Raw genomic sequence first — 12,906 nt, forward strand, 5'->3', positions numbered from 1 at the left:
AAGCATAGTGGGACTCTATCTTAAGTAGAGTCCCATGTTTTGTTAGTCTATTTTTTATCAGAATAAGAATAGCCGTAATGGTTATAACCATACCCATAATAACTACTAGCTTTCTTTACAACACCGTTAAGTATGCAGCCTTTGACTGCTACTCCACTTTGATCAAAACGTCTCATACTCACATCAATTTCTTTTACAGTATTTTTTTCATAGCGGGCAACTAAGAGACAAGTTCCAGCATATCGACCAATAATGGCAGCATCTGTTACTGCTAAAATTGGAGGCGTATCTATTATAACTAAATCATATTTCTGTGAAGCCCAATTTAATAATTGTTCAAACCGTGGATGCATAAGCAATTCGGCTGGATTCGGAGGTATTTGTCCACGGCCAATGTAATCAAACTCACCACCTACGACTTTATCAATAACCATCTCAGCAGCTATTTGTCCTGATAAAAACTCAGATAAACCCTTATCGTTTTTATGACCGAACATTTTGTGGGCATACCCCTTACGAAGGTCTGCATCAATGAATAAAACTTTTTTCCCAGTGATTGCTATTGTGGCGGCTAAATTACTGCTAATAAAAGTTTTACCTGCGCTTGGACTAGCACCTGATATCATCAGTACATTGTTTTTTGCTTCCATCATCGCAAAATGTAAACTAGTGCGCAAACCACGAATAGCTTCAACAGCTAAATCTGCCGGGTTATCAACTGCCAATAATGTATCTGACTGATTTTTTCGAAGTTTGCCTGATTGGCGTAAATTTTTGGCGAGCCATTCAGATATTGGAATACTAGCATATACATTTATTCCAATTTCTTCGAGTTGCTCTGGTGATTCTATACCACGACGGAGGAAAACCTGCAACAATACTAATGCAATTGATACAAATAGGCCAAAAACAAAACCAATTATAATAACGAGAGCTTTTTTCGGTCTAACCGGCGTAGGATCCGTTACAGCATTATCAATAATTCTCACGTTACCAATAGCACTAGATTTAGCAATGTTCAGTTCTTGCTGCCGGTTTAGCAATTGCAAGTACACAGCACGACCAGATTCAACATCTCGACTTAATCGCAGCACTTCCTGCTGCGTTGATGGCATACTACTTACTCTCTTATTGAGTTTAGATTTTTCTTCTTGAAGTGTCTGACGTTTTTCCATTAACGCCTTATATGTAGGATGCTCCTTTGTATAAAGTTGTGAAACTTCGGCCTCACGGAATGTTAGTTCATTTAGTTGATTATCAACGTTAACTATTTGGTCAAGAACTGATTTAGCTTCCATGTTCAAGTCAACTGAATCTTTCTGCTTACGGTAAGCGTTTAACTTGTCTTCTGCTAAATCTAACTCGGCACGAACTTTGGGCAATTGTTGATTTAGAAACTCTAAACTTTTAGCATCTTGCGCAGCTTGCCTAGCAATATTTTGCGCAAGATAATTCTGACTGATACTATCCAAAATATGAGATATTCTCTTTGGATTATCTCCGGTCAGCGTCAAAGTCAACATCCCTGTATCTTTGCCCAAATCGGCAACGCTTAGGGCCCCCAAAAGATCCGAGATAGCCTTTAAGCGCGGTAATTGCGTAATAATAAATTGATCGCCTGGCTTAGCATCAATCTCGTTAACCAATAATGAAATGCCGTTTTCATTTACCAGCACCCCTACTGTTCCATTGAGTTGAATACCATCGATATCGATCGAATAATTATTTTTATCTTTTACTGTTAATAATATGCTTGGTGAATTGTTACTAATATCATCACTACCAGGCAAATATAGACGAGAAATGTCAATATTACCAGTTTTCTCCCCCATTAACCTTGCTATACCACGGCCAACAATAGGAAAGTATTTTTGTTTGATTTGAATTTGTAGGTTCAAATCATCTATTGTTTTCCCAAGAATCATTCGAGATTGTAGTAAAGCTGTTTCAGGTGCTGATTGGGGTTGGCCATCTGGTAAAACTTGACTTAGACTACTTAGTATAGCATTCCCTTGTCTCTGTTCTATTTGAATTAACGCGTCCGTCTGGTAGACTGGAGTCGCTAATAATGCATAGAGTAATGCAAATAAGGTAAAAACCGATGTTATAGATATGATGAGTTTGCGGTGATCGATTAATTCACCAACAACGCGCCCTAAATCTATTTCATCCGATTCTGGCATCGTCGATTTCTTAGATGTGACTGAAGTCATGCAATATTTCCTGAAATTTATTCACCTAATTTGTCAGCCCAACGCTTGCTTGCTTGCTCAAGCAATTGGTATACCGAGTCAAATGCTTCATCACTCATGCGGTACGGGTCTGGGATTTCTTTACTATCAAGCCAGTGTCCAAATAACATAGTTTTACCTCGTGCTTCAGGTGCTATCCGGCTAATTTGTTCTAGATGAGTATATTCCATGACGAGTAAAAGATCATACTGTCGCGCTAGCGCGGAGGTAAATTTTGCACCTCTATGTCCGTCGAGCGAAAGCCCATATTTTTCGGCGACTCGAATGGCGGATTCGTCTGCTGCATGATTAACTAACGCGCCTACCCCTGCAGAATCAATCCTTTTACTCGGTAGTAGTCGTCTTAATAAACGTTCGCCAATTGGGGAACGGCAGATATTCCCCGTACAAATAACTAAAATTGAATCAAACATTAGTTAGGCCATCTCTTAATATATCGCACTGTTTCAGTCATATCATGAACACCGGATATGGTGGGCACGAGCTGGGATATAACTCGATTCCAGCGTACAAGAGGAGCAGTTGTTACATATACAATGTCGTAAGGTTGTAACTGAAATTCAGTGCCAAGAACCATTGCTGAAGCATCTTGTGCATTTAACTGATAGATGTCTGCAATTTTTCCTTTCTTATCACCTTTTAACTGACGGACAACGAATATACCTGTAGCATCACTCATCTCCTGAGAAATGCCTTCAGCATTACCCAGCGCTTCTGCAAGAGTCATACCACTGCGATCCATCTTAAGCGTACTCTGTTTACCTACCTCTCCCATAACAAATACTTTGAGATCATCATTACGCGGAATAAATAGTATATCGCCAGGGTATAATAAATGATTCTGAGTAAGATCGCCTTTCTGCATCAGCGCATACAAGGAAATCTTTGTATCTTTACCATTATGAGTCAGAACAACATTTCGCCAGTCAGCATCAGCTGCTAGCCCCCCAGCCGCATTAATAGCATCCATCACAGTTAAAGGGATATTTGTAATCGCTTGTTTTCCTGAGTTTGTAACTTCTCCTGTCACATAAACTTTTTGTGAACGGAAAGCAGCTATGCTGACATCAACTTGAGGGCTTTCAATATATGTTGTTAAACGATTTGCAATATCTTGGCGAACCTGACTTAAAGTCTTTCCAGCTACCTGAACTTTACCTATGTAAGGATAAAAAATTGTCCCGTCAGAATTCACCCAGTTACCAGTGTCACTCGCGCTACGATATTGACCAGCGGGCGTTGTCAACTCCGGGTGATCCCATACCGTAACCATGAGCACATCGCCCACCCCAATGCGATATTCATAGCTTTTTAACAAGCTGTCTAGCTGAGGATTTGAACGTGCAATAACTGGTTCGGGGCGAAGTTGATCTATCAGCCCTGGAGTCATCGGATAAACATTCACCAGTTTATCCAAATCGTAGTCGCTATCCGGTAACTCAACTACATTTTTACGCAGACTATTTAACCCCTGTCCCGGCAAAATGGTACAGCCTGATAAAAAGCCTATCGCTATTGCCAATGCCGAAAATCTAACAATTTTTTTCTTCATAATGTCACATCATCAGTAAACCAAAAGTTTCTAATCCCCAAACAACAGTCTAATTCCAGAAGCTGTGTTAAGGCTATAAATTAAAAGGAATTTCAATTGCGGCGCTTACGCCTACATCATCGCTATCATTATGGTTCGCATCGGTATACCAGAGAGAGGTGTTCAGTCGTACCGATTTGTACACATCGCCACCCCAGCCCAGTTGCACACCTTTTAATGTATCCGAGCGAGGAAACGCCTTGTTGATTGACTGATTTTCTGGATTAACCTTCGCATACGCTAAACGCGCGCTCCAGCGCTGATTATCCTCTGTCACCAGTTCGACTTTACCCGCTAAGAGTTGACCATCGCCTCCCATAGCATCGCCGAGTGAGTAACCTTGCTGATAGTAACCATCTTTATAGATATGGTGCGTATAGCTATAGTTGGTTCGGCTCATATTGGTTCTGGTATCGTGAGCTTCCAGATACCAGTTGATGGCATGTTTACCCCAACCGTGGTGGCCTTCGACTCCACCAAGGAACATATTCGCTGAAGGTAAAAAGCCGGACTCATCTTCGCCAATCATTTGACCGTATAAGCTGATCGGCAGGCCCAGCGTAGGTTCCAGTTTCAACTTAAAGTCAAATCCAGCAAGCTGGTTGCCTGGTTCATTGGGATCATTTGCTTCGGTATTATCTTTACCCGTCAGGCCGTCCCAAAAATTACTTAACGACTCCGGTCTCCCCTCCCCACCCCACTGCATAATGCGCGATGCGCCCAGTTCAAGGGACTGGAAAGGAGAAAACGTCAGACGCCCGCCGATAATTTTGGTATGCGGAACGGCGGTATATTGATTCATCTGGCTGGCGGAGATCTGATACTGCCATGGGCCGATCCAGCGCAGCCACCAGGTTTCTGGCGCGGCCTGTTCAGCACGCTGCATCAAAAAGCCGGTCATCGGACGGGCAGCATCACCGCGAATCAGGCTGCCTTCGTAGCCTGGCCCCCACCACTGCGGCATCTGTCCAAAGGAAAGCCACTGGTTCCAGAACTTAACCGCCCCGTAGGCGCCGTTAGCATTAAAACGTGAACCATTGCTGATGCGTTCGTCGCCCTCAACGTTTCCCTGCAGGTGAACATCCCACCACTCGCCGCTGTTATTGAAAGCTAACGATAAAGAGCTGTCAGCAGGCTGATTCTGACCAAATCCCTGCGGGGTACCGGGCTTATCCGTTGAGGTATAGCCGCTGACCCGAAAATCAGCTTTCAAAGAATCGAGGCGCTGGTTGATTCGCGCCAGGACCACCTGTTCGGATGAATAAGAGGGCTTTGCTTTCTTTAGTGCCCGATTAATCTCTTCCTGACTTAACGGCCAGGTCGACAGGCTGAGGTGAATAACGCCGCGGTCGGAGAGCCACGCCAGATCGTTGCGCAGTTCGTTGTCGTTCATTACCAACCCGGAGGCATAGGCAAGTGAGCTAGCAGAAGTAAGCAGCCCTAGTGCGAGTGCGATTCGCGCGATTTTTATCATTGTACAAGATCCATTTTAAGCCCCGTTTCCGCAAGCTGGCGCGACAAGGGGAACACTGATAGATGCAGCGCCCTCTGACGCCAACCTTTGGTATGTTCGATCTGCAGATTATGACCGGAGAAAACGGAAGCATGTGTTATGAATCACATACCAACAGACGTTTTCATCATACGGCTCTACCTGCAGTACTCAATGTATGCGAAATTGTTATTGAAGGCCATTCCATCGCGCATCATACCCGCAGTTTCCTCTTGTCAGCCCTGCAGAACCTTCTCTGAGGTGGCGACAAACTCGCAATTATATACAGGTTATGAAGATAATCACCTGGATGAAGGCCACTTTAGGAATTTCGGTCGCATGAAATGAGATGTGATATGCAGAAAATGCCAGCCCGCAGGTACGCTACCGCCCTTGGCTTAACAGCTACCAATGCACTGTACTTCTTTCCATATAATTTCAACCGCCGGATTCAAGTGAATCGGCGATTAATCCATCAAAGCAATCAATTTCGCGGCCATAAGTTTACGAGATTCTGCCCTCAATTGGGAGTCTAATCTCGAATTATTAGCGACGTCGCGAACGGCATGAACCATAACGACGATAACGTTATTGTTTGACACTAAACGTCTAAAACGGCGATCGGCACCAGACAGCAACTTAATCTCAACATTATGATTTCACTAACTTTTTACCACAAAAACAGTGTTGGTTTAGTTTCCAATTAATTATGGTTAGTCAACTACAAAATTTAATAGTAAAAAGGATTATGCCAGTGTGTTGTTATCATTAATAAATTCGATATTTAGCCAGAGAACTTATTTAGGAAACATCCTGGCTGATTATCATTATGCTAATTATTGCGCAGAATGCCGTATCACCAATTTATTTCATGAATATGAAATAGTGCTTATGAAGGCTTTTTCACCCTATCATTTCATACTGACTATATTGTGAACACATCACGCGCCTGTCTGAATTCATGACCTTTCCCAGTCGCCTCTGCTTCAGTAAAAGCGCTTGTGCAGATCGGCCCGGGTAAAAGGTTTCTCCAGCGGGCCAAGCTTCACTGCGATATCACCCAGAAGCGATTGCGTTGGCGCCTTAGCGCCGGTATTCAACAGCAGCGCCGGGATGATGACCACGCTTGCCAGCCCTCCCCATGATAACTGCGCTGTATGAGTGCCGCGGGTGCGCGGGTGCAGCAGCAGAAACAATGCGCTGCCTGCGGTTCCCAGCAGTAAACCGGCAATCACTTCAGACGTTGAATGAGCGTGGATCACCAGGCGGGAATAGCCGACCAAACCGGCTAATGCATAACCAAATACGACAGAAGCAATACGAAGAGCTGGTGTAGCACGCGCGCACAGCAGCCATAAGAGAATTGGCCAGAAAGCTGAAGATAATGCGGTGTGCCCGCTAAAGCCGGTGAAGTCCAGCTCGCGAATCCCAATACCCCAACCCATAAATGCCAGTTTTGATGCGCAGACAATGGCGCCAGTGATGCCGAACAGCAGCGCCCAGTGCCAGGCGACCTGCTTTGAATCTTTGCGCAGAAAAAGAACGATAAACAACACGGCCGCACTGGGTAACAGTACGGTGCTATCGCCAAAAAAAGTGACAACCTGCCAGTTCATTTACCTTTCATCCTTTGACGATCTCTCCAGTCCGTAACGTCATTTCCGCGACATTTATGTGGGCATACACAATCAGTCACTTCACATTTATATGCATGCATGACCGTTGTTTAATGCGCAAACATGATCTCAGTCAAGTTTTATTTTTGTCTGACAACTTGACTCAGGGCTATTTACATAAGAAAAATCTTAGTAAGTAATTATCAGCAAAGATGAAATTTTGCTAGTCACACCATTTCACCATGCGACATGTTATTCGACTACCAGAAGTCTCCGAACCTTTACCGCACTTTTCAACGATACAATATAACAAAGCAAAATCTAACCCTTTGTTTTTCTACACAAGCCTTAAAGCGTGACGTATTGTATTAAAAAGAGTAAACGGTCCCGAATCCCAGAGTTCATCATCAGATCATGCGAACCGCTTACCCTCGTACGCTTAGGTTGCTGATGGCAAAATTACGCTAACAGCTTCTTAATGCTCTCGCGGAATTTTGCGCCTTCTTTATGGTTACGCAGACCATAATTAACAAAGGCCTGCATATAGCCCATTTTTTTCCCGCAGTCGTAGCTCTCGCCAGTCATCAACATCGCATCAACCGACTGCTTTTTCGCCAGTTCAGCGATGGCGTCGGTTAACTGAATACGGCCCCATGCGCCGGGTTCAGTACGCTCCAGCTCCGGCCAAATATCAGCAGAAAGCACATAGCGCCCTACTGCCATCAGGTCTGAATCCAGCGTTTGCGGTTCATCAGGTTTTTCGATGAACTCGACGATGCGCGCCACCTGACCCGCCGTTTCCAGCGCGTCTTTGGTCTGAATGACCGAGTACTCGGAAAGATCGCCTTCCATACGTTTTGCCAGAACCTGACTACGACCTGTTTCATTGAAACGCGCGACCATAGCGGCAAGGTTATAGCGCAGCGGATCGGCGCTGGCATCATCAAGGATGATATCCGGCAGCACCACCACAAACGGGTTATCGCCAATCAGCGGGCGCGCGCAAAGAATGGAGTGACCTAAACCCAGCTGCTGACCCTGGCGCACGTTCATAATCGTTACGCCTGGCGGGCAAATAGCCTGTACCTCGGCCAGAAGCTGACGTTTGACGCGCTGCTCCAGCAGCGCTTCCAGTTCATAGGAGGTGTCGAAATGGTTTTCTACCGCATTCTTGGATGAATGGGTAACCAGCACAATTTCCTTGATGCCAGCAGCTACAATTTCATCAACAATGTACTGCACCATAGGCTTGTCGACGATCGGCAGCATCTCTTTCGGAATGGCCTTGGTGGCGGGCAACATGTGCATCCCTAGTCCTGCTACCGGTATAACTGCTTTCAAACTCACCATTTTCATATCCACCCGTATGGTTATTAATCTTTAGTTCCTGTCAGATTGTATGTATCACTGGCATTTATCCATGATGATACACGCTTGATACCTGCCATACTGTCCGTCAAATTCTGAAATTACATGCTGAATTTAAGAATACACGTAAAATCTACAGACCAATAGGTCGATTTAAGAAAATTCTCAAACGCAACTTTACAGACATTATTACTCATACTTACAAAGACTTATGCCAGCTATCTATTAGCTATTAACCATAAGACGGCGTAATGACATTCATCGCTGGTCCATCATTTCCCATTTGATACCTTGTTATCTTTCAACAAGAGTTGACACAGAACAAGTGACTGCAAAAAATCATAAAATTAGCCAAAATAATCGCTTATATTGAATATAAAATTATTTCGCACACAAAAACGGCTAAATTTCAGCGAAACAGGCCATATCCTTGACTTCAACCCCAGTGGCGGCCATCCCCATATAGATCCAGCCTATGCTGCAGGCGATTAATAGTCTTCACTATGGCTTTTTTTGTTCTGCATCACATATAACCCTCACAATATCGTCCAGCAAAAATTGATCTGCCGCAAGCCACGACATTAAGTAGTATAAAAATCTAAATTCCAGGAAAGCGCTGTTATATACATCAAATCTATTGATAGAGTTTTCCATTGCCCGTGTGCTCAATCCAGGTTTTCTGCGCCGATATTCTGCGCGGCCGCTTCGCTTACATCCATAAAACCTGGCTTTTCATCCGGCAGATGCTGGCGGTTGTTATTGATGAAAATTCGCACCAGAGCAAATAAGTAGAACCCTATAAGCTTATGGTTAAATAAGGTTATATTCTGAACAACTGATTATATTAATAGCGGGACTCATCGGCGCGCGGATTTTGACCGCGGGCAAATCGCCGCAGAAAATATTGCATTTTAACTATAGCTTATCCATGATCTGTACATGGCACTCTTAGGTTGTAAAGGTTTTAACTAAATATGGAATGGATTGCCGACCCCTCGATCTGGGCCGGGCTCATAACGCTTGTCGTTATTGAGCTGGTACTTGGTATTGATAATCTGGTCTTTATCGCCATTCTCGCGGAAAAACTTCCTCCCGCTCAGCGAGACCGCGCGCGCGTCACCGGCCTGCTGCTGGCAATGGTAATGCGTCTGCTGCTGCTGGCGTCAATCTCCTGGCTGGTGACGCTCACCAAACCGCTGATTACCTGGCACGATCTGAGCTTTAGCGCTCGCGATCTGATCATGCTGTTTGGCGGTTTATTCCTGCTTTTCAAAGCCACCGTTGAGCTTAATGAACGGCTGGAGGGGAAGGACAGCAATAATCCCACTCAGCGCAAAGGCGCGAAATTCTGGGGAGTGGTCGCGCAAATCGTGGTGCTGGACGCCATCTTCTCCCTCGACTCGGTTATTACCGCGGTCGGCATGGTTGACCATCTGGCGGTGATGATGGCGGCGGTAATTATTGCCATTAGCCTGATGCTGATGGCCAGTAAAGCCCTGACCCGCTTCGTTAACAGTCATCCAACCATCGTCATTCTCTGTCTCAGCTTCCTGCTGATGATTGGTTTTAGCCTGATTGCCGAAGGCTTCGGCTTTCCTATTCCGAAAGGCTACCTGTACGCAGCGATTGGCTTCTCGGTCATGATCGAGTCCTTTAATCAGCTGGCGATTTTTAACCGCCATCGTTTTCTTTCGGCCAACTTGACGCTGCGTCAGAGAACCACTGAAGCGGTAATGAGTCTGTTGAGCGGCCGCAAGGACAATAGCGAGCTGGATAGCGATACCGCCTCGCTGGTTGCCGACCGTGACGATAACCCGCTGTTTAATCCTCAGGAACGGCGGATGATTGAGCGGGTTCTCAATCTCAATCAGCGCACCGTCAGCAGCATAATGACCTCGCGCCATGATATTGAACATATTGACCTCAGCGCTCCGGAAGAAGAGATTCGCGCCTTACTCGACAAAAATCAGCATACCCGCCTGGTGGTAACCGGCGGCAATGATGATGAAGATATGCTCGGCGTCGTGCACGTGATCGATCTTCTGCAACAATCGCTGCGTAATGAACCGCTCGATCTGCAGGCCCTGCTCCGTCAGCCGCTGGTGTTCCCGGAAACGCTGCCGCTGCTTCCTGCGCTGGAGCAGTTCCGTAAAGCCCGAACCCATTTTGCCTTTGTGGTCGATGAGTTCGGTTCCGTAGAGGGGATAGTAACGCTCAGCGACGTGATGGAGACCATCGCCGGTAATCTGCCAAATGAAGTGGAAGAGATAGATGCTCGCCATGATATTCACAAAAACAGTGACGATAGCTGGACGGTTAATGGACATATGCCGCTGGAAGATTTGGTCCAGTACGTGCCCCTGCCGCTGGATGACAAGCGGGAATACCATACCGTCGCCGGTCTGCTGATGGAGTATCTGCAGCATGTTCCGCAGGAAGGTGAAGAGGTGAATATTGACGGTTACGTTCTGCGCACGCTGCAGGTAGAGAGCCATCGCGTGCAAAAAGTACTGATTGTGCCGCCGGCGCAGGAAGAAGATGAACTGGACTATGAAGTGTAGCGCCTTCATATGTGAAGTTTAAAAAGCCGGGCGAAAGGTAACGTAACAAAACGGTGGCTGATAGTGCGCTGAAATTAAAGCCGGGTGGCGGCTGGCGCCTTACCCGGCCGACAAAGAGTGATACCTTCCCCGAACGTGACGCGAATCCTCAATACCCCGTGACCGCTGCCAGACTCATAGTTTGTCGAGCAGCTTTTTCACATCCTTACCATCCTGGGTATCTTTATTGCGTTCGACCCATTCATTAAGCCGCTTTTTAGCTTCATCCTGCAGCTGCTTACGCAGTATCTGATCCACCTGCAGGCTGTAGCTCAGCGTCTGCCAGTTGCCATAAATACGCAGAGGGATCGCGGTCTGTTTGAGACGGTCAATGAGCTTGCTCTCACCCTTCCAGCCGCCCAGAACCCGAACGTTGAAGCGCATATCGCACTCTTCTTTCAGCAGGTTAAGCTCGCCCTGACCGGTCAATGCCATGAGTTCAGACTGCCCCTGCAGACCCTTTAAGGTAACCAGTCCGTTATTCAGCTGCAGCTCGGTACTGACGTCGTCGAGTCGGGTCGCGTTATCGTAATTTTCCTGGGCCTGAACGTTAGTACTGCGCTCGACGGCCTGCTGCACCAGCTGCTGGAAGTTAAGTCCTTCCGTGCGCGTATCCTTCATCTGAATTTGCGCCTGCCCCTGCCAGCTGCGGCGGAATTCATCAGCATCAATCTTGTCGCCGGAAAATTCGCCGGTCAGCGAAAGCTTGCCGGTGAGGTTAATCGAGTAATCAAACGCTTGCAGAATCGTGCCTATCTCAACGTTGTCGAGCTGAGGCTTAAACGAGGCATGCGGCGTCTCGCCGCGCGCGTCCAGCGAGCCGGGAAGCGAAAGCTGTCCGCCGTCCAGGTTCCCCTGCATTTGGTTAATGGTCAACAGCCCCTGCTGGTTGCTGATATCGCTTTTAACCTGAGTAAAATTCATGCCCCGCCACTGCAGCTGGTCCGCCGCCAGGGTCATCCGCGCGTTAAAACCGCGCAGTGAGCTGTAATCCCGCTGAAAATCGTTATCGGCAATCACCGGGCGGAGCTGCCGGGTCTGGCTTTGGCCTTGCTGGTTGACGCCATTATTGCTGGCTGCAGCGCCACGCGAAAGCAGGTTATCAAGATTCAGCGTGCCCGCATGAAGGTTAAGCGTCCAGTCAGGCCGATCGCCCAGCACAACGCTGCCGCTGCCGGTAATCGTGCTGCCGTTTGCCGTTACGTTCAGGTTATCGAAGCTGAGCTTTTTGGCATCTTCCAGCCAGCTCGCCTGCAGGCTGGCCTGGCCGCTCATCCCTTCCGGCGGGAGTTCTGCTCCGCGAAGCTGCCAGTTGAGCTGTGAAAAATCAGCCTTCAAAGAGTGAGGATAGTCGCCGCCCTGCACCTGGGCGGAGAAGGAGAGCGCCAAATCCCGCTGGTCGCGGTTCACCCGACCAGAAAAATCGACCGTCGCGCGATGGCTGTCATCCTGCTCCATCTGCAGACGGATATCGCGCACCGTAACCTGTTCGCCATCTTCATGCTGGAAGAAGAGCACGCTGTCGGCAATCTGCAGTTTTTCGACATCATACGACCAGCCGCGATCCTCCGGCACCTGAGGCAGCGTGTTGTCGTGCGGGACAACCGGCGCGCTCTGGCTACGTACGGCTTCGGTTTTTGAGGTCAGTTGGATCACCGCGCCTTTCAGCATCACCTGCTTGACCTGCAGCTGATGAGAAAGCAGCGGCAGCAGCCCGACGTCGAGGCGCATATTATCCGCGCGGATAACCGGCTCCTCCGCGCCCGGCGCGGTCAGCTTCATGCGGCCTGAAAGAATGCTGAGCTGCGGCCAGACGTGCCAGCGCAGCGGACCATCGAGTTCGAGCTGATAGCCGCTGCGATCCGCTACCTCTTTCACCATATAGGCGCGAAAATCGTTGGGGTTGACCAGCAATACCAGCGCGGTAAGACCGGCGACAACAACCGCCAGTAAGATCATCAGCGTGGTCAGAATTCGTCTCATGGCA

General features: G+C 47.3%; 8 protein-coding genes. 1 reads left to right on the forward strand and 7 read right to left on the reverse strand.

Annotated elements, in window-relative coordinates:
• Positions 1–47 precede the first annotated feature (47 nt).
• The 6 genes from ABLV12_RS12655 to galF all read right to left on the reverse strand — a co-directional run bounded on the left by ABLV12_RS12655 (position 48) and on the right by galF (position 8,307).
• The gene (locus ABLV12_RS12655; RefSeq protein ID WP_032728465.1) at positions 48–2,213 is read right to left on the reverse strand and encodes a polysaccharide biosynthesis tyrosine autokinase; all 2,166 of its coding nucleotides are present in this window, start codon (positions 2,211–2,213) and stop codon (positions 48–50) included.
• Between the two features lie 17 nt (positions 2,214–2,230).
• The gene (locus tag ABLV12_RS12660) at positions 2,231–2,665 is read right to left on the reverse strand and encodes a protein tyrosine phosphatase (protein ID WP_071996427.1); all 435 of its coding nucleotides are present in this window, start codon (positions 2,663–2,665) and stop codon (positions 2,231–2,233) included.
• The gene (locus ABLV12_RS12665; RefSeq protein WP_032728467.1) at positions 2,665–3,804 is read right to left on the reverse strand and encodes a polysaccharide export protein; all 1,140 of its coding nucleotides are present in this window, start codon (positions 3,802–3,804) and stop codon (positions 2,665–2,667) included. Before ABLV12_RS12665 ends, ABLV12_RS12660 begins: the two co-directional genes overlap by 1 nt.
• A gap of 73 nt (positions 3,805–3,877) precedes the next feature.
• The gene (locus tag ABLV12_RS12670; RefSeq protein WP_196551262.1) at positions 3,878–5,317 is read right to left on the reverse strand and encodes a capsule assembly Wzi family protein; all 1,440 of its coding nucleotides are present in this window, start codon (positions 5,315–5,317) and stop codon (positions 3,878–3,880) included.
• A gap of 1,004 nt (positions 5,318–6,321) precedes the next feature.
• Entirely contained in the window at positions 6,322–6,951 is a 630-nt protein-coding gene (locus ABLV12_RS12675) for a phosphatase PAP2 family protein (protein ID WP_032728473.1), read from the reverse strand.
• Between the two features lie 459 nt (positions 6,952–7,410).
• Positions 7,411–8,307: a UTP--glucose-1-phosphate uridylyltransferase GalF gene (galF, locus tag ABLV12_RS12680; RefSeq protein WP_016809217.1), complete on the reverse strand. Its 897-nt coding sequence runs from the start codon at positions 8,305–8,307 to the stop codon at positions 7,411–7,413.
• Positions 8,308–9,293: 986 nt separating this feature from the next.
• Between galF and ABLV12_RS12685 the strand changes: the two genes are divergently transcribed.
• Positions 9,294–10,880, forward strand: coding sequence for a TerC family protein (locus ABLV12_RS12685; RefSeq protein ID WP_160887805.1), 1,587 nt, complete (start codon positions 9,294–9,296; stop codon positions 10,878–10,880).
• A 174-nt stretch (positions 10,881–11,054) separates the two neighbouring features.
• On the opposite strand, the gene asmA is transcribed toward ABLV12_RS12685, so the two are convergent.
• Positions 11,055–12,902, reverse strand: a complete 1,848-nt coding sequence (gene asmA, locus ABLV12_RS12690) for an outer membrane assembly protein AsmA (RefSeq protein WP_335270562.1) — start codon at positions 12,900–12,902, stop codon at positions 11,055–11,057.
• Between the last annotated feature and the right edge of the window lie 4 nt (positions 12,903–12,906).

It is taken from the genome of Klebsiella sp. CN_Kp100 (assembly GCF_040065315.1).
Lineage (GTDB): Bacteria > Pseudomonadota > Gammaproteobacteria > Enterobacterales > Enterobacteriaceae > Klebsiella > Klebsiella oxytoca.